We start from the raw sequence: 19,597 nt of genomic DNA on the forward strand, positions 1-19,597 counted from the left end.
TGCAGCGCCGGCCGTCAGTCCCCAGGCGCTTGTTGCGCAGGGGCCGCCGAGGCGGGCAGCAGGGAGGGGCGCTCATCAAACCACTCGCGGGCCTTTGCCAGGTGCCAGCGGCGCTGCTCGCCGTCGAGCTCGAGGCCGGCGCCGAGCACGCCCCAGCGCAGATAGAGATCGCCGCGCTTGTGCTGGCCGGGAAGATCGAGGCGGGCGCGGACGGACCACCGGTCATTCTCCGCGGTCAGCTCGTCCAGGGTGAGATGCCCTGGCCGCCAGCGCAGTGCGGTCTGCGCATCGACCTGGCCAGCGTCGAGCAGCGACAGCACCCAACGCGGATAGTCGCCGCGCTCGGCAAACACCGCCAGCAGGGGCGAGGCATCGCTCATTGCCAGGGCCCCACGTGCGTCCACCTGGAAGGGTGACTGCGCATCGATGCGCCCGGACTGGATGTCGATACGCCCACGCCACGGCGTCTTGCGTGCGACACCGGCCATCTGGATGTTGCGCAGCTCGACGGTGCTGCCCGAGACGTCGAAATGGCGGTCAGTGAAGTTGCCGCGGCGCAGGGCTGCATCCAGCTGCACGTCGCCGGTCAGTGACAGCCCGGCGACCTGCGCACGTGCCTGCCGGCCCAGCAGGCGGGCGCTGCCCTGGCCGATGCGACCATTGGTGTCCAGCCGCATCTCGCCGCTCACCTGGCCGGTGCCGCCGAGCAGCCGTACCTGGTCCGTGCCCAGATAGCGGTTGTAGGCCGCCAGGTCCGGAATGGTGGCGTCACTGAAACGCAGGTGCGCGCGCACACCGTTGCGCAGCTCGCGGATACGGCCGTCACCGCTCAGCGTCACCTGCAGATCGCGGCCATCGAACAGCCGTGTGTGCGGCGCGTCCGTCGGGTTGGCAGTGAAGCGGGGCAGGCGTACCGACAGCTCGGCGCGGGTGGGCGATCCGTCCTTGAGCTCACCATGCGCGCTGGCCGTGCCCGCCATCGTCACGCCGGCAATACCGGCAACCGCTTTGGCGGAGGGAATGTCGACCGTGCTGCCCGCCACCAGTTCACCGTTGCGGAGCTTCAGATCCGCCTGCAGGACGCCGCCGCCATCGAGCTGCAGCCAGGGTTTGCGAACGAACAGCGCGGGGATCCAGTTGAGCGAGGTGAAGGTCCACTCGCCGCGCACCGTTCCCGAGGTCCGTTCGATCAACTGGTCGATCTGGCGGAAAGGAATCTCACGGCCAGCAATCCGAAGATCGGCGTCCAGCGCTGCGCCCGTTCCTTCCTTGGGAGGCAGCCGGGCCTGCAGCCGAATGTCGTCGGCGGTGTTGAGCTGCAGGGCCAGAACGCCACGGCCGGGAGCGCCGTCACCGAGCAGCAGGGGCACGTGCCACAGCGCGTGGCTGCCGGGCTGCAGGCGTCCATGGTCCATGCGGATGTCCATCTGCAGTCGCCCCGGCACCGGGGCACTGGCGATCCGCGGCTGCGCCAGGCCGGTATCCAGGCGCAGCCCCTGGCTTCGTGCGTTGACCTCGAGCGCAGCCCGCAACAGGCCCAGTTTGGCCAGGCCGGGCGCCTGGTCGCGGAAATGGCGGGGATAGCTGAAGCGGGACGTGAGTTCTGTGTCCCCCAGCAGCTGAACGCCGTCATAGCTGACGTCGGCGGCATCGAAGCGGACCTGGGAATCGAACAGTTCCGACGGACCGCCGCGCAGTTGCTTGAGGAAACCGACCGTTCCGGCTCCCTTGCCGATGATCAGCAGCTTGCCCAGCCGGGCACTGCGGATGCTGTCGCTATGGATGGCGTTGAAGCGCAGCGTCCACCCGCGGGTGCCGCGGGGGGGCGAGGGGACGACCTGATCGACGCGACTGACGTCGGCCGAAACACCGGTCGCTTGCAGCCGCGGCACCCGGACTTCGCGCCGGAACAGGGGGAGGAGGGCAAGGCGCGCACTGGCACGTTCCGCATGCAGCACATAGACCGTGTGGTTGACGTGGCCGCGCATGTGCACGTTCCAGGCGATCACGTGGCCCGGCACCAGTGTGATCGCCGGGCCCGTGGTCATCACGAACTTCTGCGGCTTGCGGTTGGTGACGTTGTCGAACAGCGGCGTGTTGAGGAAGACGTTGCCCGCCAACAGATAGGCTGCGTAGAGGCCGACCAGGATGTAGAGCGCTGTGCGCCACCGGCGAGGCAACTGCTTGAGGTGCGCGCGGACTGCTGCCATGAACGCTCAACATGATGACGAACTCCGGCCACTATGGCCGAGCACCGTGGTTCACCATGTGAAGTGACTGGCGACGTTGGTGCAGCATGGCCCAGTGCGGAAACCGCATGAAGGTGGCGGCGTTCCGCTCGTGCAGGCAGCCGCACTGAACCCTGTGCCGGGCCGGCGATGGCTCAGAGCAGCAGCAATGCCCCGAGCAGCGCGGGCGGCATCACCAGTACGCCGATGCGCAGGAAGTCGAGCCCGCTGACATGTTCGCCTTCGCGACGCAGGGCCACCAGCCACAGCAGGGTCGCCAACGAACCGGTCACCGACAGGTTCGGGCCGAGGTCCACACCAATCAGCAGTGCCGCGCGCGTCGGCGCCGGCAGGTCGGCCATCTGCCCCAGTGAGCCTGCGGCCAGGCCCACCGGCAGATTGTTGGCGAGGTTGCTGAGCAGAGCTGCGGCCGGGCCGGCCAGCCACCCGGCCTGCTGCGGCGAGGTGCGGGCAAGGGATTCCAGCGCACTGGCCGCCATCTGTATCACGCCGGTCTTTGCCACACCTTCGACCAGCACGAACAGACCTGCCACCAACGGCAGCACGCCCCAGGACACGTTGCGCAGCAGCGGCAGCGGACTCCGGCGCTGGCCAAGGGCGACGGCGACGACGCTCGCGCTGCCTGCGCAGAAGGTCACCAGACCCAGCGGGCCGTTCAACGCCGACGTCACCAGCAGCGCTGAGCCGGTGAACAGCACGCCGTAAGCACTCAGGCGACCGCCAGCAGACAGGGGGCGATGTTCCGGCGCCGGGGCCAGTGGCTGCGCGATCTCGCGGCGGTGCACCCAGCGCAGGACCAGGTAGGTCGCACCGATCGCCGCCAGCGACGGCAACGCGAACTGCGCCAGCCACTGCTGCAGCGGTGGCATGTGCCTGCCATACACCACCAGGTTGGCCGGATTGGAGATGGGCAGCACGAAGCTTGCCGCATTGGCGATGAACGCACAGACGAACAGGTAGGGCAGGGGATTGGCGCGGGCCGCCCTGCAGGCGGCATAGACCGCAGGGGTCAGCACGACCGCGGTCGCGTCGTTGGAGAGGAATACCGTCACCAGCGTGCCGACCAGGAACACCAGGTCGAACAGCCGCCGCCCGGAGCCACCCGCGTGCCGCACCGCGTACAGCGCCAGCCAGTCGAACAGCCCTTCCCGCCGCGCGAGCTCTGCCAGAACCATCATGCCAACCAGGAACAGATAGACATCACCGCCTTCGGCGACCGCGCCCAGGACCGTGCCGGCCTGCATCACACCGGTCAGCGGCAGCAGCGCCGCCGCCACGACGGCCCAGACATACTCGGGCAGGCGGAAAGGACGGAACAGCAGACCTACGGTGGCGAGCGCCACTGCCGTCCAGATAATGGCGGAAGAGCAGGGGGCGGGCATGGGGAGGGGGAGTGGGAAAGGCGGCATCATACCGTGCGGGTCGCGCCGAGGCCGCGTGTGCCATGCGCACAAAGCGCCAGTCAATGACCCATACCGATCAGCCTCCAATTATCGTGACGCATCACGGCCGCTGTGTAATATCTGCTGACGGAGTTGCTGCTGGCAACCGCGTCGCACGCGCAGGCCATTCGCTCTGCGACGGGTCCGCAGCCGCTGCCCAGGCAGACGCCATCGCCGCCAAAGGCGAGCAATCTCGGCGCTGAACCACTCAGATGCCAGCAGCACATCGATCCGCGTGTGCGGCGCTATTGCACGGACATTGAGCGGGCGTTGATCCAGGGCGAGGCGCGTCGCCAAGGCATACCGACGCCGTCGAGCGAGATTGTGCACATGCCGGCTTACGGCAGCGCGGAGGCAAAGCAGTTGGGCGCTGCCTGCATGGGTGGGACCGCAATGCGGCGATTGAGCAACGGCTGGGAGCAGCTGCGCAACGCAAAGGGCGAATGGCTGCGCTGTCGTGAATAGCAGAGCAGGCATCAGCGGCCAGGCTGACGGTCATTCCGGCGAGCGGCGGGCCCGGCGACGGATCGCCTCGGCCAGATCAATGATGACGGCCCGACCAAATGGACGTTTCTGGCGGGCTTGTGAGGTCTCCATCAGGCGGCGCCATTCCTGGGCCTGAGCGGCCAGCAGGGAAAGCCACGCCAAGTCCTCAGGGAGCAGTTCACGACCCTCAGGCGTGACCAGTCGGCCACTCTTGAACGAGAAGCCGGCCCAAGCACCGGTGAGTTTCCGATCACGCATCATCTTGGCTCGATGTCAGAGTGGGAGCCGGGATGCGGCAAGACACGTGCCGGGACGCTCTGAACATAATATACATTATGCGAAATGCTATGTCTGGCCTGATCCGGTTCCTAGGCTCGGCTTGGCAATGGCTCCGGCTCTGGTGACTGCCACAACGGAAACGCCCCAGATCCCACAGCTGTCCGCCCGTATTTCCCCACAAGGACGCCCGCGATTTCCAGATCTCCCCCAAAGATGCCCTTGATTCCTGGATCCGCACCTAAGACGCCCTCGATTTCTGGCTCCACATCCAGCTCGCCCTTGAGTTCCCAACTGCGCACCTGATCGGTCAGAGCTTGTCGCCTGCACTTCCCAGTTCCGCCAGTCGCGACATTGGTCGCAAGAACAATTAGACGAGATCTCGGGCCTGAACGTGCGAACAGTTCAGCGGGTTGAGCAGGACTACAACACCGCGACTTCCCTGGGTGACGCGCCACGCCCCGCTCCACCTGCTCAAGCGCGTCGCTCGCCCCCTGACCAAGCTTTGACCTTAACTGGGCGTCGGTGACTCCCTCCCGTTCTGGTCGGCATCTGGGCCTTGTAGCGGCTCAAGCGCTGAGCTATAACGCCTTAGCCAGTCGCTATAAAGCGCCGGTGTTGTGCCCGCATAGCCAATAGGCTCCGGGTGCCCGAGGTCCACCCAATGGGGGCACGGGAATCCTTCGATTCCGGAGCCATCCATGACCGCCAAACGCCGCAGATCCCTTCGCACTTCTGCCTTCTACGCCCAATCGGGCCGTTGCTTCTATTGCGGCCTGCCGATGTGGCTCACTGCACCCTCAGAGCTCGGGCTGAAGGCCAGTAAGGCCCGAGCCTTTCAATGCACCGCCGAGCACCTGGTGGCCCAACAGGACGGGGGCAGAGACGTGTCCGGGAACGTGGTGGCCGCGCATAGCCGGTGCAACCAGGGCAGGCACCAGCGGAAGGGACCAGCCCCTTCCGCTGAAGCGTTCCGGGCGCTGGTTCAGACGCGGCTGGCAATGGGGAGATGGTGGTCCCGACTGCCATCAGGGATTGCACGTGCTTCCGTATGGCCAATTGAATTGAATCTTTGCAAGGAATCGGCAGCTGCTTGCCTGATTCGCTAGTCCACACTAGTGGCGCCCGGTTGCGGTGCTAGAACGGCGAGTCTGCTGCGAAATGGTCGCGCATTGGGCCTAACAAGGTCTGCGACCCTGTCAACACGTCCGAGAATTCCACCTGTCGCCACCTTCTCGTTCCAATATCGTTCCATCCACTCGGCTTTATCCAGGATCTTACCCGGAGCGCCTAGCAGCCTCTTGGCGATGAAATGCCGGATGAGAGCGGCCTGGCTATCGAGAATCACGACGCCCGCCCTTGGATTAGAGTCATAAGCGCTGTACGAGATCAGATAGTGGACATAGTGGCGGTCTGGCTCTTCGTCATCCCACGTCAACAGGTTGCTTAACCCCGCAGCGCGAGCATCCGATCGCACCTCTTCGCTCACGAGCACCATGGGATTGCGTGCTTCCTTACATTCCATGCGATAGGCGTCCAGCATCGCCGGTCCGAAGATCATCTGAGAATCATGATGAATGCTTCCAACTGTGAGCCCTCCACGTATCAATATATCAACCACTAGCAGGTTCTCGGCCAACATTCTGATGCAGCTCAGGATGTCGGCAAGGCCAGCAGGAGAGCGGCTGCTTGATATGACGATGCAGTCGCTGAAGTAAGTGAACAAAAGTGCTGTTGCTGGGTTGCAGCACGCTGTGTTCTTTAGTCTGTCGATGGCCTCTGCTATTTCATCAAGCTTGCTCATGTCGGCTGCCGACTCTTGGACAAGTGCGGAGAACCCGAGCATGTCGATGAAGGCGACGTACTTATCTTGGTAGAGCATGAAGAACTCCTTAGATGGTCGTGCCCATGGTGCCGAGGGCGGTTCCATTTGACCAGCGGGTGCGGGGCACGTCATAGGCCATGGAGCAATGTCAGCGACCTGGCTCGCGCACTAGTCTCGCAGAGGCTTGTTACGGCGCATCTTCGCATCGGATAGAAGCGAGCGAACGAGAGAGTTGAAGTCCATCCTGGCCCTAAAAGTTTCCTTCACCCTTGGTTAAACGAATGTCCGCTTTCGGTCAGAAGCGGACCAAAGTAGCCGGTGCTCTTCGCAGCCCGTACGCGACTTGGAGTCATATCATCAATCTGTATCAGGGCTCAGACCTAAGTGCCTGATGGTCCAATTCAGCGACACTATCCAGCTTCGGCGTCATCGCACACTTCGGGATACAGCCAGCGCGATCCGCTTATGGAACCAAACCGCACTGTGCCTTACTCTTAAGGAACATTGCCAACGGCAACCTTCGGCAATTGAATTTAGAGAATCCGGGCGGTTCATCCCGCGCGGCCCGTTAATGTCTACAGCTGTGGAGTTGTGAATGGCAGAAGATCAAGGTGGTGAAGAGGTAATTAGGGAGATAGGGAAGGCGCTAGCCCTTGCGTCTGAGCTTGATCCACAAATTGTTAGATCGCTTCGCTCCGCGATTGTTCAGGCGATGTCTGATTACGAGGACGACACGAATGCACAAGCTGCAGCCGCACTTGCGGCGGTTCTCGATTTTAGACCTGTGACGACCCAAGACGCCCTCTCGCAAACCTTGGGTGAGATCGGGAAGCTGGTCCAAGGTCTCACCGGACTGGAGGACGTTCATTACACTGTTGAGACACCAGAAGGTCGCCGAGTTCGCTCAATCCGGTCACATCTACCAACTGTATCACCCCAGCGTTTGACGGATCACGAGCAGGCAGATCTTGAGGCCTATATCGCTCGATATCTGCCACCGGACGACCCTCGCGAGGAACACGCGCCACGAGGACCGCGACTGTGACGATCAGTAAGTTAGCAATCCTCAACGCTGTGAAAGCAGCCATTTCGCGTGCTAAGGCGAGCGGGTCTCCCTACGCGCAAGGAAAGGCTTACGAACTTCGGGTGCTGCTTAGGCTTCTGCGAATCATCGATAGTGCGGGCTACAAGCTCACGTGTACCCCCAAGATGGCAGGCGTCCTGACGTTTGGAGGATCTCCATGCAAAGCAAACCATCCGGATCACGATTACATCAGTGGATCTACGTCTACTGAGAAGCTCGAGATTAGGATTTCAGTGCAGGTCACCACACTAAGCCATAGCTGGAAAGGCACGACGGTGGTCAAAGCGGCTGACCGTCACGAGATTGACGTCGGTGTATATCGTCCGATTAAGACCCGTCGCTATCCCGCATTTACGGAGTTACTTCTTGGGGTCTCGTGCAAGACTGGCGGCTGGAACAAGGCGTACGTCCGCGAGGCGCTAGGTATGCGTAGGGAGCTAGGATTCCTCACATCACCTAGGACGAGCTTGACGAGCTCAGCTCCGTGGTTCATCGCAACAGTTCCCTGCGATCCTCCGGTTCCCTTTGCCTTGTACGCGACCAACGCTGGGTCCGCCGTGTATGCGTCGTTGGCAGCTTTGGGGCTCTACGTCGAGCACTACAAGGGGTAGCGGAAACAGGCTTTGGAGTACGGATCAACTCAGGTGTGTCGAGAACGATGCCCGCTTTGGGTCGAAGGCGGATGCCATCACCGGGCCGGTCGCCGCCCAATGTCCGCTTCCGGCCAGAAGCGGACATCCACCCTGCCCTCGATAAACATCCCAAATCCACGGACGACCTTGGTCTGCTTTGGCCTTCTGCCTTAGGGCCAGACCTGAACTTCGATTTCAGCCCCTAGCGTATTTGACTCCCGCGACCTAGATCTCTCCTAGATCCTTGAGCAGGGCTTGCCCCTTCTGCAGAAACCCAACTAGCAGTCGACCTCCTGCTACTTTCCGGCCCAATTGCCCATTGAGGTAGCTGACCTGGAGACGCGCATGGGCCAGCAGATCCACCTGGGCCATGCTAGGGGTCGCGGCCTGGAGCGGTTCGCCCGGCGACGCCATCTGCCCCCCGATCGGCTGGACAACGCAAGGGCGCCGGCTGTCACTCTTCGCATACGCCGTGGCCATCATCCGGCCGTTCTTCAACGACCATCCACCAAGCACCAACTCGGTCCCGAGTTGCTCGATCGGCAATCCCGCTTCGCTAACCGCTTTCTCAAAGTTCGGCCAGAGTTGGTCCACCACCAGCCCTAGCTCGGCAGATAGCTGTTCTATTGTGAAATCTGCGCGGAAGCTGGCCTGCAGTGCAAGCTCGTAGATGCGGAGGAAGGGGGAACCGCAGAATTCGGAAAAAATCGTACGCTAAGCTAACGGTGTTCTCGTGACAGCTCTTTGACTAGGCTTTCTAAGGGGTCGTCTCAGAAAACGGAAAATAAAGCACGCTAAGGCATAGCCGAACCTGCCAAGCTTGCTCCACCCTGTAGTGACGCGATCAGCGGGCAGGAAACGTTCCCCCTTCGCGCATGGCAGGCGCGCACCAACTCAGACAGCACGGCCTCCATGCGCGCCAGGTCAGCCATTTTCTCGCGCACGTCCTTGAGCTTGTGCTCGGCCAGACTGCTGGCTTCCTCGCAATGGGTGCCATCCTCCAGCCGCAGCAGCTCGGCGATCTCATCCAGGCTGAAGCCCAGCCGCTGGGCTGATTTCACGAAGCGCACCCGCGTTACATTCGCCTCGCCATAGCGGCGGATGCTGCCATAGGGCTTGTCAGGCTCCAGCAACAAGCCCTTGCGCTGATAGAAACGGATGGTCTCCACATTGACCCCGGCCGCCTTGGCGAAAACGCCAATGGTCAGGTTCTCCAAATTGTTTTCCATATCGCTTGACTCCGTACATGAGTACGGAAGTAAGGTTACGCTATCCAATTTCAATTCGAAAGGACAAGCGCATGTCTGAACCAAAAACCGGGCGCGGCGCGCTCTTCACTGGAGGGCTTGCCGCCATCCTCGCCTCGGCTTGCTGCCTCGGGCCGTTGGTTCTGATCGCCTTGGGGTTCAGCGGCGCTTGGATCGGCAACTTGGCGGTGTTGGAACCCTATCGCCCCATCTTTATCGGCGTGGCGCTGGTGGCGTTGTTCTTCGCCTGGCGGCGCATCTACCGGCAGGCAGCGGCCTGCAAACCGGGTGAGGTCTGCGCGATTCCCCAAGTGCGAGCTACTTACAAGCTCATTTTCTGGATCGTGGCCGCGCTGGTTCTGGTCGCGCTCGGATTTCCCTACGTCATGCCATTTTTCTACTGATCGGAGTTCACCATGAAGAAACTGTTTGCCTCCCTCGCCCTCGCCGCCGTTGTTGCCCCCGTCTGGGCCGCCACCCAGACCGTCACGCTGTCCGTACCGGGCATGACCTGCTCCGCCTGCCCGATCACTGTCAAGAAGGCGATTTCCAAGGTCGAAGGCGTCAGCAAAGTTGACGTGACTTTCGAGACACGCCAAGCGGTCGTCACCTTCGACGATGCCAAGACCAGCGTGCAGAAGCTGACCAAGGCAACCGCAGACGCGGGCTATCCGTCCAGCGTCAAGCAGTGAGTCACTGAAAACGGCACCGCAGCACAACGGACGTCATTGTCTGGCGCCACAAACGATAAAGGATCTGTTGCATGACCCATCTAAAAATCACCGGCATGACTTGCGACTCGTGCGCGGCGCACGTCAAGGAAGCGCTGGAAAAAGTGCCAGGCGTGCAGTCGGCGCTGGTGTCCTATCCGAAGGGCACAGCGCAACTCGCCATCGTGCCGGGCACATCGCCGGACGCGCTGACTGCCGCCGTGGCCGGACTGGGCTACAAGGCAACGCTAGCCGATGCGCCACTGGCGGACAACCGCGTCGGACTGCTCGACAAGGTGCGGGGATGGATGGCCGCCGCCGAAAAGCACAGTGGCAACGAGCCCCCGGTGCAGGTAGCGGTCATTGGCAGCGGTGGAGCCGCGATGGCGGCGGCGCTGAAGGCCGTCGAGCAAGGCGCGCAGGTCACGCTGATCGAGCGCGGCACCATCGGCGGCACCTGCGTCAATGTCGGCTGTGTGCCGTCCAAGATCATGATCCGCGCCGCCCACATCGCCCATCTGCGCCGGGAAAGCCCGTTCGATGGCGGTATTGCGGCAACTGTGCCTACGATTGACCGCAGTAAGCTGCTGGCCCAGCAGCAGGCCCGCGTCGACGAACTGCGGCACGCCAAGTACGAAGGCATCCTGGGCGGTAATCCGGCCATCACCGTTGTGCACGGTGAGGCGCGCTTCAAGGACGACCAGAGCCTTACCGTCCGTTTGAACGAGGGTGGCGAGCGCGTCGTGATGTTCGACCGCTGCCTGGTCGCCACGGGTGCCAGCCCGGCGGTCCCGCCGATTCCGGGCTTGAAAGAGTCACCCTACTGGACTTCCACCGAGGCCCTGGCGAGCGACACCATTCCCGAACGCCTTGCCGTAATCGGCTCGTCGGTGGTGGCGCTGGAGCTGGCGCAAGCCTTTGCCCGGCTGGGCAGCAAGGTCACGGTCCTGGCGCGCAATACCTTGTTCTTCCGTGAAGACCCGGCCATCGGCGAGGCGGTGACAGCCGCTTTCCGTGCCGAGGGCATCGAGGTGCTGGAGCACACGCAAGCCAGCCAGGTCGCCCATATGGACGGTGAATTCGTGCTGACCACCACGCACGGTGAATTGCGCGCCGACAAACTGCTGGTTGCCACCGGTCGGACACCGAACACGCGCAGCCTCGCGCTGGACGCAGCGGGGGTCACTGTCAATGCGCAAGGTGCCATCGTCATCGACCAAGGCATGCGCACGAGCAACCCGAACATCTACGCGGCCGGCGACTGCACCGACCAGCCGCAGTTCGTCTATGTGGCGGCAGCGGCCGGCACCCGTGCCGCGATCAACATGACCGGCGGCGATGCGGCGCTCGACCTGACCGCAATGCCGGCCGTGGTGTTCACCGATCCGCAAGTGGCGACCGTGGGCTACAGCGAGGCGGAAGCCCACCACGACGGGATCGAGACCGACAGCCGCACCTTGACCTTGGACAACGTGCCGCGTGCGCTCGCCAACTTCGACACACGCGGCTTCATCAAGTTGGTTATCGAGGAAGGCAGCCATCGGCTGATCGGCGTACAGGCGGTCGCGCCGGAAGCGGGTGAACTGATCCAGACGGCGGCTCTGGCCATTCGCAACCGCATGACGGTGCAGGAACTGGCCGACCAGTTGTTCCCCTACCTGACGATGGTCGAGGGGTTGAAGCTCGCGGCGCAGACCTTCAACAAGGATGTGAAGCAGCTTTCCTGCTGCGCCGGGTGAGAAAAAGGAGGTGTTCAATGAACGCCTACACGGTGTCCCGGCTGGCTCTTGATGCCGGGGTGAGCGTGCATATCGTGCGCGACTACCTGCTGCGCGGATTGCTGCGCCCGGTGGCGTGCACACCAGGCGGCTACGGCTTGTTCGATGACGCCGCCTTGCAACGGCTGTGCTTCGTGCGGGCGGCCTTCGAGGCGGGCATCGGCCTCGACGCGCTGGCGCGGCTGTGCCGGGCGCTGGATGCGGCGGACGGCGACGAAGCGGCCGCGCAGCTTGCCCTGCTGCGTCAGTTCGTCGAGCGTCGGCGCGAAGCGTTGGCCGATCTGGAAGTGCAGTTGGCCACCCTGCCGACCGAGCCGGCACAGCACGCGGAGAGTCTGCCATGAACAACCCCGAGCGCTTGCCGTCCGAGACGCACAAACCGATCACCGGCTACCTGTGGGGCGGACTGGCTGTGCTGACTTGCCCCTGCCACCTGCCCATCCTCGCTGTCGTGCTGGCCGGCACAACCGCCGGTGCTTTCCTCGGCGAGCATTGGGTCATCGCGGCGCTCGGTTTGACCGGCCTGTTCCTTCTGTCCCTGTCGCGGGCGTTGCGGGCATTCAGGGAAAGAGAATGAGCGCTTTCCGGCCGGATGGATGGACGACGCCGGAACTGGCCCAAGCGGTCGAGCGCGGGCAGCTTGAACTGCACTACCAGCCCGTCGTCGATCTGCGCAGTGGTGGGATTGTCGGCGCGGAAGCCCTGTTGCGCTGGCGTCATCCGACGCTTGGACTATTGCCACCGGGCCAGTTCCTGCCCGTGGTCGAATCGTCCGGCCTGATGCCTGAAATCGGCGCTTGGGTGCTGGGCGAAGCCTGCCGCCAGATGCGTGACTGGCGAATGCTGGCATGGCGACCGTTCCGGCTGGCCGTCAATGTTTCGGCGAGCCAAGTGGGACCGGACTTCGACGGGTGGGTAAAGGGCGTGCTGGCTGATGCCGAGTTGCCCGCCGAGTATCTCGAAATCGAGCTGACCGAATCGGTCGCGTTTGGTGATCCGGCGATCTTCCCCGCCCTGGACGCCTTGCGGCAGATCGGTGTGCGCTTCGCCGCCGATGACTTCGGGACGGGGTATTCCTGTCTGCAACATCTGAAGTGCTGCCCAATCAGCACGCTCAAGATCGACCAATCGTTTGTCGCCGGGCTCGCCAACGACCGCCGCGACCAAACCATCGTGCACACCGTGATTCAGCTTGCGCACGGGCTGGGCATGGATGTGGTGGCTGAAGGCGTGGAAACATCGGCGAGTCTTGATCTATTGCGACAAGCGGACTGCGACACAGGACAAGGCTTCCTGTTCGCGAAGCCAATGCCGGCGGCGGCATTCGCCGTCTTCGTCAGTCAATGGAGGGGTGCCACCATGAATGCAAGTGACTCGACCACCACCAGTTGCTGCGTGTGCTGCAAGGAAATCCCGCTCGATGCCGCCTTCACCCCGGAAGGCGCGGAATACGTCGAGCACTTCTGCGGGTTGGAGTGTTATCAACGCTTCGAAGCGCGTGCCAAGACAGGGAACGAAACCGATGCCGATCCGAACGCCTGCGACTCGCTACCGTCAGATTGAGGCATACCCTAACTGGATGTCAGGCAGGGCCGCGCCGCTTAGTCAGAATAGAGTCATCTTTCGCATTTTTTGACACATGCCTGCGAAGGTCATAGATTTCAGCCTGACAGAAACGGGGTTTGAGGCACAACGGAACAGAAGGAGCACTTAAGCCGCCTTCAACCAAGGAGACATCGTGCAGGGGCACCGCATCGGCTACGTCCGGGTCAGCAGCTTCGACCAGAACCCGGAACGCCAGCTGGAACAGACACAGGTGAGCAAGGTGTTCACCGACAAGGCATCGGGCAAGGACACCCAGCGCCCCCAGCTCGAAGCGCTGCTGAGCTTCGTCCGCGAAGGCGATACAGTGGTGGTGCACAGCATGGACCGGCTGGCCCGCAACCTCGATGACCTGCGTCGCTTGGTACAGAAGCTGACTCAACGCGGCGTGCGCATCGAGTTCCTGAAGGAGGGCCTGGTGTTCACTGGCGAGGACTCGCCGATGGCCAACCTGATGCTGTCGGTGATGGGGGCCTTCGCTGAGTTCGAGCGCGCCCTGATCCGCGAGCGGCAGCGTGAGGGCATCACCTTGGCCAAGCAGCGTGGCGCGTACCGGGGCCGCAAGAAAGCCCTGTCCGATGAGCAGGCTGCTACCCTGCGGCAGCGAGCGACGGCCGGCGAGCCCAAGGCGCAGCTTGCCCGCGAGTTCAACATCAGCCGGGAAACCCTCTACCAGTACCTCCGCACGGACGACTGACACATGCCGCGTCGCTTGATCCTCTCGGCCACGGAGCGGGGCACCCTGCTCGCGTTGCCAGAAAGCCAGGATGACCTGATCCGCTACTACACCTTCAACGACTCCGACCTGTCGCTGATCCGTCAGCGGCGCGGCGACGCCAACCGCCTCGGCTTCGCCGTGCAACTCTGCCTGCTGCGCTACCCCGGCTATGCGTTGGGCACTGACAGCGAGCTGCCCGAACCGGTCATCCTGTGGGTGGCCAAGCAAGTCCAGACCGATCCGGCGAGTTGGACGAAGTACGGCGAGCGCGATGTGACCCGTCGCGAGCACGCCCAGGAACTGCGCACCTACCTTCAACTGGCCCCGTTCGGCCTGTCCGACTTCCGCGCCCTGGTGCGCGAGCTGACCGAACTGGCCCAGCAGACCGACAAGGGCTTGCTGCTGGCCGGCCAGGCGCTGGAGAGCCTGCGGCAGAAGCGACGCATCCTGCCGGCGTTGAGCGTGATCGACCGGGCTTGCTCGGAGGCCATTGCACGGGCCAATCGGCGGGTCTACCGCGCCCTGGTTGAACCGCTCACGGACTCGCATCGGGCCAAGCTGGACGAGCTGTTGAAGCTCAAGGCCGGCAGCAGCATCACCTGGTTGACCTGGCTGCGCCAGGCACCGCTGAAACCCAACTCTCGGCACATGCTTGAGCACATCGAGCGGCTGAAGACATTTCAGCTGGTGGACTTGCCCGAAGTCCTGGGCCGGCACATCCACCAGAACCGCCTGCTCAAGCTGGCCCGCGAGGGTGGGCAGATGACGCCCAAAGACCTCGGCAAGTTCGAGCCGCAGCGGCGCTATGCGACCCTGGCCGCCGTGGTGCTGGAGAGCACTGCAACCGTGATTGATGAGCTGGTGGATCTGCACGACCGCATCCTAGTCAAGCTGTTCAGCGGCGCGAAGCACAAGCATCAGCAGCAGTTCCAGAAGCAGGGCAAGGCGATCAACGACAAGGTGCGCCTGTACTCCAAGATCGGCCAGGCGCTGCTGGAGGCCAAGGAAGCCGGCAGCGACCCCTATGCCGCCATCGAGGCGGTGATCCCCTGGGACGAGTTCACCGAGAGCGTCAGCGAAGCCGAGCTGCTGGCCCGGCCGGAGGGCTTCGACCACCTGCACCTGGTCGGCGAGAACTTCGCCACCCTGCGCCGCTACACGCCGGCTCTGCTGGAGGTATTGGAGCTGCGCGCCGCCCCGGCCGCGCAGGGCGTGCTGGCAGCCGTGCAGACGCTGCGCGAGATGAACGCCGACAACCTGCGCAAGGTGCCGGCCGATGCTCCCACCGCCTTCATCAAGCCGCGCTGGAAGCCACTGGTGATCACCCCGGAAGGCCTCGACTGGCGCTTCTACGAAATCTGCGCCCTGTCCGAGCTGAAGAACGCCCTGCGCTCCGGCGACATCTGGGTCAAGGGCTCGCGGCAGTTCCGCGACTTCGACGACTACCTGCTGCCGGCCGAGAAGTTCGCCGCGCTCAAGCGGGAACAGGCCCTGCCGCTGGCGATCAACCCGAACAGCGACCAGTATCTGGAAGAGCGCTTGCAGCTGCTGGACGAGCAGTTGGCCACTGTCGCCCGCCTGGCCAAGGACAACGAGCTGCCCGATGCCATCCTCACCGAGTCCGGGTTGAAGATCACCCCGCTGGATGCGGCGGTGCCGGATCGGGCGCAGGCGCTGATCGACCAGACCAGTCAGTTACTGCCGCGCATCAAGATCACCGAACTGCTGATGGACGTGGACGACTGGACGGGCTTCAGCCGCCACTTCACCCACCTGAAGGACGGGGCCGAGGCCAAAGACCGGACGTTGCTGCTGTCCGCGATCCTCGGTGATGCGATCAACCTCGGGCTGACCAAGATGGCCGAGTCGAGCCCCGGTCTGACCTACGCCAAGCTGTCCTGGCTGCAAGCCTGGCACATCCGCGACGAGACCTATTCGGCGGCCCTGGCCGAGCTGGTCAACCACCAGTACCAGCATGCCTTCGCCGCCCACTGGGGCGACGGCACCACCTCATCCTCCGATGGCCAGCGTTTCCGGGCTGGCGGCCGGGGCGAGAGCACCAGACACGTCAACCCGAAGTACGGCAGTGAGCCGGGACGGCTGTTCTACACCCATATCTCCGACCAGTACGCGCCGTTCAGCACCCGCGTGGTGAATGTCGGCGTGCGCGATTCCACCTATGTGCTCGACGGCCTGCTGTACCACGAGTCCGACCTGCGGATCGAGGAGCACTACACCGACACGGCCGGCTTCACCGATCACGTCTTCGCCCTGATGCACCTGCTGGGCTTCCGTTTCGCGCCGCGCATCCGCGACCTCGGCGAAACCAAGCTGTACGTGCCGCAGGGCGTGCAGACCTACCCGACGCTGCGGCCGCTGATCGGCGGCACCCTGAACATCAAGCACGTCCGCGCCCATTGGGACGACATCCTGCGCCTGGCCAGCTCGATCAAACAGGGCACCGTCACTGCCTCGCTGATGCTGCGCAAGCTCGGCAGCTATCCGCGCCAGAACGGCCTGGCCGTGGCCCTGCGCGAGCTGGGCCGGATCGAACGCACGCTGTTCATCCTAGACTGGCTGCAAAGTGTTGAGCTGCGCCGCCGCGTGCATGCCGGCCTGAACAAAGGTGAGGCGCGCAACTCGCTGGCCAGGGCGGTGTTCTTCAACCGCCTTGGGGAAATCAGGGATCGGAGCTTCGAGCAGCAGCGCTACCGGGCCAGCGGCCTCAACCTGGTGACGGCGGCTATCGTGCTGTGGAACACGGTGTACCTGGAGCGCGCCACCCAGGGGTTGGTCGAGGCCGGCAAGCCGGTGGACGGCGAGCTGCTGCAATTCCTGTCGCCGCTGGGCTGGGAGCACATCAACCTCACCGGCGATTACGTCTGGCGGCAGAGCCGCAGACTGGAAGACGGGAAGTTTCGGCCCCTACGGATGCCCGGAAAACCTTAGCGTACGATTTTTTCCGAATTCTGCGAGCCCCCCAGGAAGAATTGCGTAGACCCGCGCGCAGCAAGCACTACGTTGTGCTGAGGGATCAGCAGCAGCTTTGCCCCCGCGGAATACGCCCCTGTGAGAGCATCCTCTGCCAGGGTATCCGCTGCGACGACGAGGTGGTCACGAGTGAGGAGAACGTTGAGGATGCTCATTGCGGGATCGTCTAGACGTTTGCAGACTATCGCCTTCCCCTCCCCTCCTGTCCAGACTGCTATGGCCTCCGCGATCACACAAATTCTTGGTCGCCCCAATGCTTGCGAGAACGCACTTGAGATACGCCGCGGCTACCTCAAGGCGATGGAAGATGCGCTGCGGGTTTCGCTTCTGATCCACCAAGATCCAAGGCTTCTGTTCGACACGTGGGCCAGACTGCTCCCCTTGATCGCTCAAAGCCACGAGAGTGACGGCAGCCAGCCATTTGCGACCGGGATCGTCCGCTCGCGCGATCATGGATCCCGGCGGTTGGCTGGCTGAGCGTATGGTTGCAATATAGGAAGCAATCGCGCGCGGACCAGAACGCTGTTCATCGCAGACATTCTTAGGGTGCCATTGCAGAGATTTCAGCTTTTGAGGAATAAAATTTCAGTGCAAGACGGTCCATTGCAGAAAAATTTGACTTGCGACTGACGCAACGCAGAAATTGCTGATGCACGGATGATGCAATGCAGAGATTACCGGCTAACAGATGCTGCAGCCCAGCCGGCCAACTGAGGGCTTTGCCCGATGGACGAGCCGTTACTCTTGCCTGCAGATCACGATTCTAGGATGACTTGTGCCTCAATCGGCTGACCAGGATCGGGCGTCTGTGCTGGAGGGCTCCTTAGAGCTCTTGGGTGAAATTCGAGCCGCTTGGATGGAGATAGAGCATGGACGTGACCGAAGATCGACGGCGGTGGCGGCACTTTGCCAGATGTCCCTTGATCACGCCGTGGCAGTACAGTCCCTGATCGCTACTCTGCCCCAGTCAGCAATCTCGCTGGTCCGGCCCCAGTATGAGGCCCTCGTGCGTGCAACCTGGGCATGTTATGCAGCTACCGACACCGACATCGAGAAGCTTCTTGCGCCCCTGACTCTGGAGAGTCAGCAAGCGGCAAAGAGGCTCCCTGGCGTTCAGGACATGCTCGTAAAGCTTGAGTCCTCTGGGCCCCGAGGAGCATCACAGTTGTTGGGCAGAGCCAGACAATGCCTTTATGTCGGCTTGAACTCCTATCTCCATGCCGGGATTCACCCCTTGGCAAGGCAGTTAAATGGCTACCCGGGCGCGCTTCTGGCGGGGGTGGCCATGAACAGCAATGCGCTTGCCATGCTAACCCTTCTGAATCTGGCGCACCTGTGGCCAGGCGAACCAGTTCTGGCATGGATGAATGCACTGCATCATCAATTTGGGGGTGTTTTGCCAGAGTTGGAGCCATTGACCCCCCATCAGCCCTCGCCATAGAGCTGTCCCGGATCGCCTGCGCGTCTAGGGTGGGGTCTGTGGTGAGTGACTAGGCAGTTGGGCCTCGCCCCCCTCTGGGGGCACGGGGAGAACATCACGGGCGCATAAGCAGTTGCCCCGGATTTCTCGTTGGGGCAAGTCCTGGCAGTTGATCTGTGTCGGGGGCCTGTCGGGCGACTGTCATGTTTCCAAGTTCGGCACCCTCCTAATCTGGGCTCCCTACCCCTCCGGAGTTATCTTCTATGACCACCAAGACCCCGCCTCGCCTGCTTACCGCTGCTGAGGTTGGCGCCTGCATTCGCCAGTTCCGCCAGTTGCGTCATTGGTCGCAAGAACAATTGGCCGAGATCTCGGGCCTGAACGTGCGAACAGTTCAGCGGGTTGAGCAGGGTGACTCGGCCAGTTTCGACACCCGTCGCGCACTGGCGCGCGCCTTCGATTTCAATGACATCGATGCACTCAACAAGCCTTTCTCGCTGCCGACAGACGAGGAACTGCAGGCGGCGCAAGCGCAGTTTGAGCGCGACTACATCACCCTGGCGGTGTCCCCGCTTGCTGCTGGGCGCGAGCTGGCCAGCCTGATCGTTTCGTGCGACATGGATCTGTCCGAACCGGCTTTCGAGCTGTCGCGCGAGGCGGCGAGCGAGTTTGCTGCACTGGTCGACTACTACCGTGAGTATCGCGACTGCCAAGACCTGTATTCAGAAGTCGACAAGCTAGACATCTACGACGGGCTGCAGCAGCGCATTGAGGTCCTGCGGGAACTGGGAGTATCACTGTCGCACGGTCAGCGTAAGGTCGTCATTCGGATGGGCTCAGGTATGCCGATGGATGCCACGGTCCTGTACGTCGTGGCGTTTCGCCTCGGCCACGAGTGCAGTCAGATCGTAACTCCTAAGGCAGCACGCATCGGCTGAGTCAGCATTCATTAGATCGATAGTGGTGGCGATACATCTGACAGATGTCTATTGATCGCGCCGTCGCAGTACAGTCCCTGGAGGTTGCCCTGCCTTAGTCAGCGATAGCGCTGGTCCGGCCCCAGCACAAGACCCTGATTCGTGCGACAGCAAGGTTCTTAGCTTTCGAGGCAGCGAATTTTTGATGTGCCCTGAACCC

21 protein-coding genes and 1 pseudogene are annotated in these 19,597 nt (G+C 62.8%); 15 read left to right on the forward strand and 7 right to left on the reverse strand.

Translation table 11 applies throughout. The features are described 5' to 3' along the window. Window positions 1-14 precede the first annotated feature (14 nt). Window positions 15-2,210, reverse strand: a complete 2,196-nt coding sequence (locus tag ACZLIF_RS10460; protein WP_128988621.1) for an AsmA family protein — start codon at window positions 2,208-2,210, stop codon at window positions 15-17. A 74-nt stretch (window positions 2,211-2,284) separates the two neighbouring features. Between ACZLIF_RS10460 and ACZLIF_RS10465 the strand changes: the two are divergent. Beyond that, window positions 2,285-2,359: pseudogene (locus ACZLIF_RS10465) on the forward strand (CGNR zinc finger domain-containing protein); the annotation flags it as partial. A gap of 24 nt (window positions 2,360-2,383) precedes the next feature. On the opposite strand, the gene ACZLIF_RS10470 reads toward ACZLIF_RS10465, so the two are convergent. Then, on the reverse strand, window positions 2,384-3,631 hold the full coding sequence (locus ACZLIF_RS10470) for an arsenic transporter (protein WP_128988623.1): 1,248 nt from the start codon (window positions 3,629-3,631) through the stop codon (window positions 2,384-2,386). A 153-nt stretch (window positions 3,632-3,784) separates the two neighbouring features. Here ACZLIF_RS10470 and ACZLIF_RS10475 point away from each other — a divergent pair, with 153 nt between their 5' ends. Continuing rightward, the gene (locus ACZLIF_RS10475) at window positions 3,785-4,156 is read left to right on the forward strand and encodes a hypothetical protein (RefSeq protein WP_241685942.1); all 372 of its coding nucleotides are present in this window, start codon (window positions 3,785-3,787) and stop codon (window positions 4,154-4,156) included. Window positions 4,157-4,186: 30 nt separating this feature from the next. Here ACZLIF_RS10475 and ACZLIF_RS10480 read toward each other — a convergent pair whose 3' ends face one another. Continuing rightward, window positions 4,187-4,438, reverse strand: coding sequence for a DUF3653 domain-containing protein (locus tag ACZLIF_RS10480; protein ID WP_241685941.1), 252 nt, complete (start codon window positions 4,436-4,438; stop codon window positions 4,187-4,189). A gap of 394 nt (window positions 4,439-4,832) precedes the next feature. On the opposite strand from ACZLIF_RS10480, the gene ACZLIF_RS10485 reads away from it, so the two are divergent. After that, window positions 4,833-4,982 (forward strand): hypothetical protein, encoded by a 150-nt coding sequence (locus ACZLIF_RS10485; RefSeq protein WP_324615445.1) that lies wholly within the window; start codon window positions 4,833-4,835, stop codon window positions 4,980-4,982. A gap of 253 nt (window positions 4,983-5,235) precedes the next feature. Next, window positions 5,236-5,562: an HNH endonuclease gene (locus tag ACZLIF_RS10490; RefSeq protein ID WP_323162603.1), complete on the forward strand. Its 327-nt coding sequence runs from the start codon at window positions 5,236-5,238 to the stop codon at window positions 5,560-5,562. On the opposite strand, the gene ACZLIF_RS10495 is transcribed toward ACZLIF_RS10490, so the two are convergent. From ACZLIF_RS10495 to merR, 3 genes are all read right to left on the reverse strand, one after another. Then, on the reverse strand, window positions 5,559-6,335 hold the full coding sequence (locus tag ACZLIF_RS10495; RefSeq protein WP_128988315.1) for a hypothetical protein: 777 nt from the start codon (window positions 6,333-6,335) through the stop codon (window positions 5,559-5,561). The genes ACZLIF_RS10490 and ACZLIF_RS10495 overlap by 4 nt on opposite strands. Window positions 6,336-8,219: 1,884 nt before the next feature. Then, window positions 8,220-8,591, reverse strand: a complete 372-nt coding sequence (locus tag ACZLIF_RS10500) for a hypothetical protein (protein ID WP_021201824.1) — start codon at window positions 8,589-8,591, stop codon at window positions 8,220-8,222. Window positions 8,592-8,788: 197 nt separating this feature from the next. Further along, window positions 8,789-9,223, reverse strand: coding sequence for an Hg(II)-responsive transcriptional regulator (merR, locus tag ACZLIF_RS10505; protein WP_005413387.1), 435 nt, complete (start codon window positions 9,221-9,223; stop codon window positions 8,789-8,791). Between the two features lie 71 nt (window positions 9,224-9,294). On the opposite strand from merR, the gene merT reads away from it, so the two are divergent. From merT to ACZLIF_RS10545, 8 genes are all read left to right on the forward strand, one after another. Then, window positions 9,295-9,645 (forward strand): mercuric ion transporter MerT, encoded by a 351-nt coding sequence (gene merT / locus ACZLIF_RS10510; RefSeq protein ID WP_003131974.1) that lies wholly within the window; start codon window positions 9,295-9,297, stop codon window positions 9,643-9,645. Window positions 9,646-9,657: 12 nt separating this feature from the next. Continuing rightward, window positions 9,658-9,933, forward strand: coding sequence for a mercury resistance system periplasmic binding protein MerP (merP, locus tag ACZLIF_RS10515; protein WP_003131987.1), 276 nt, complete (start codon window positions 9,658-9,660; stop codon window positions 9,931-9,933). A 71-nt stretch (window positions 9,934-10,004) separates the two neighbouring features. After that, on the forward strand, window positions 10,005-11,690 hold the full coding sequence (gene merA / locus ACZLIF_RS10520; protein WP_003156770.1) for a mercury(II) reductase: 1,686 nt from the start codon (window positions 10,005-10,007) through the stop codon (window positions 11,688-11,690). 17 nt (window positions 11,691-11,707) lie between these two features. Beyond that, window positions 11,708-12,073 (forward strand): mercury resistance co-regulator MerD, encoded by a 366-nt coding sequence (gene merD / locus ACZLIF_RS10525; protein WP_000995360.1) that lies wholly within the window; start codon window positions 11,708-11,710, stop codon window positions 12,071-12,073. Continuing rightward, window positions 12,070-12,306 (forward strand): broad-spectrum mercury transporter MerE, encoded by a 237-nt coding sequence (gene merE, locus ACZLIF_RS10530; protein ID WP_003132004.1) that lies wholly within the window; start codon window positions 12,070-12,072, stop codon window positions 12,304-12,306. Before merD ends, merE begins: the two co-directional genes overlap by 4 nt. Further along, on the forward strand, window positions 12,303-13,292 hold the full coding sequence (locus ACZLIF_RS10535; protein WP_003132006.1) for a DUF3330 domain-containing protein: 990 nt from the start codon (window positions 12,303-12,305) through the stop codon (window positions 13,290-13,292). Before merE ends, ACZLIF_RS10535 begins: the two co-directional genes overlap by 4 nt. Window positions 13,293-13,467: 175 nt before the next feature. After that, window positions 13,468-14,028, forward strand: a complete 561-nt coding sequence (locus tag ACZLIF_RS10540; RefSeq protein WP_010921730.1) for a recombinase family protein — start codon at window positions 13,468-13,470, stop codon at window positions 14,026-14,028. A gap of 3 nt (window positions 14,029-14,031) precedes the next feature. Further along, a complete protein-coding gene (locus ACZLIF_RS10545; RefSeq protein WP_128989310.1) occupies window positions 14,032-16,998 on the forward strand; it encodes a Tn3-like element TnAs1 family transposase in 2,967 nt (988 codons plus the stop codon). On the opposite strand, the gene ACZLIF_RS10550 is transcribed toward ACZLIF_RS10545, so the two are convergent. Continuing rightward, entirely contained in the window at window positions 16,995-17,195 is a 201-nt protein-coding gene (locus ACZLIF_RS10550; protein ID WP_032966765.1) for a hypothetical protein, read from the reverse strand. The two genes, ACZLIF_RS10545 and ACZLIF_RS10550, sit on opposite strands and share 4 nt — an antisense overlap. 61 nt (window positions 17,196-17,256) lie before the next feature. Here ACZLIF_RS10550 and ACZLIF_RS10555 point away from each other — a divergent pair, with 61 nt between their 5' ends. The 3 genes from ACZLIF_RS10555 to ACZLIF_RS10565 all read left to right on the forward strand — a co-directional run bounded on the left by ACZLIF_RS10555 (window position 17,257) and on the right by ACZLIF_RS10565 (window position 19,398). Next, window positions 17,257-17,517 (forward strand): hypothetical protein, encoded by a 261-nt coding sequence (locus ACZLIF_RS10555; protein ID WP_049401600.1) that lies wholly within the window; start codon window positions 17,257-17,259, stop codon window positions 17,515-17,517. Window positions 17,518-17,953: 436 nt separating this feature from the next. Continuing rightward, complete coding sequence (locus tag ACZLIF_RS10560) at window positions 17,954-18,481, forward strand: DUF6988 family protein (protein ID WP_395760189.1); 528 nt, start codon at window positions 17,954-17,956, stop codon at window positions 18,479-18,481. A gap of 242 nt (window positions 18,482-18,723) precedes the next feature. Further along, a complete protein-coding gene (locus ACZLIF_RS10565) occupies window positions 18,724-19,398 on the forward strand; it encodes a helix-turn-helix domain-containing protein (protein WP_005413401.1) in 675 nt (224 codons plus the stop codon). Window positions 19,399-19,597: the final 199 nt, after the last annotated feature.

It is taken from the genome of Stenotrophomonas sp. 2201_Sma (assembly GCF_056486685.1).

Excerpts from the sequence above, each read along its gene's own strand:
- ACZLIF_RS10460 (WP_128988621.1), bottom strand. The coding sequence starts at position 2,210 with ATGGCAGCAGTCCGCGCGCACCTCAAGCAGTTGCCTCGCCGGTGGCGC.
- ACZLIF_RS10470 (WP_128988623.1), bottom strand. The coding sequence starts at position 3,631 with ATGCCCGCCCCCTGCTCTTCCGCCATTATCTGGACGGCAGTGGCGCTC.
- ACZLIF_RS10480 (WP_241685941.1), bottom strand. The coding sequence starts at position 4,438 with ATGATGCGTGATCGGAAACTCACCGGTGCTTGGGCCGGCTTCTCGTTC.
- ACZLIF_RS10490 (WP_323162603.1), top strand. The coding sequence starts at position 5,236 with ATGTGGCTCACTGCACCCTCAGAGCTCGGGCTGAAGGCCAGTAAGGCC.
- ACZLIF_RS10495 (WP_128988315.1), bottom strand. The coding sequence starts at position 6,335 with ATGCTCTACCAAGATAAGTACGTCGCCTTCATCGACATGCTCGGGTTC.
- merR (WP_005413387.1), bottom strand. The coding sequence starts at position 9,223 with ATGGAAAACAATTTGGAGAACCTGACCATTGGCGTTTTCGCCAAGGCG.
- merT (WP_003131974.1), top strand. The coding sequence starts at position 9,295 with ATGTCTGAACCAAAAACCGGGCGCGGCGCGCTCTTCACTGGAGGGCTT.
- merP (WP_003131987.1), top strand. The coding sequence starts at position 9,658 with ATGAAGAAACTGTTTGCCTCCCTCGCCCTCGCCGCCGTTGTTGCCCCC.
- merA (WP_003156770.1), top strand. The coding sequence starts at position 10,005 with ATGACCCATCTAAAAATCACCGGCATGACTTGCGACTCGTGCGCGGCG.
- merD (WP_000995360.1), top strand. The coding sequence starts at position 11,708 with ATGAACGCCTACACGGTGTCCCGGCTGGCTCTTGATGCCGGGGTGAGC.
- merE (WP_003132004.1), top strand. The coding sequence starts at position 12,070 with ATGAACAACCCCGAGCGCTTGCCGTCCGAGACGCACAAACCGATCACC.
- ACZLIF_RS10535 (WP_003132006.1), top strand. The coding sequence starts at position 12,303 with ATGAGCGCTTTCCGGCCGGATGGATGGACGACGCCGGAACTGGCCCAA.
- ACZLIF_RS10545 (WP_128989310.1), top strand. The coding sequence starts at position 14,032 with ATGCCGCGTCGCTTGATCCTCTCGGCCACGGAGCGGGGCACCCTGCTC.
- ACZLIF_RS10550 (WP_032966765.1), bottom strand. The coding sequence starts at position 17,195 with ATGAGCATCCTCAACGTTCTCCTCACTCGTGACCACCTCGTCGTCGCA.
- ACZLIF_RS10555 (WP_049401600.1), top strand. The coding sequence starts at position 17,257 with ATGGCCTCCGCGATCACACAAATTCTTGGTCGCCCCAATGCTTGCGAG.
- ACZLIF_RS10560 (WP_395760189.1), top strand. The coding sequence starts at position 17,954 with ATGTCCCTTGATCACGCCGTGGCAGTACAGTCCCTGATCGCTACTCTG.
- ACZLIF_RS10565 (WP_005413401.1), top strand. The coding sequence starts at position 18,724 with ATGACCACCAAGACCCCGCCTCGCCTGCTTACCGCTGCTGAGGTTGGC.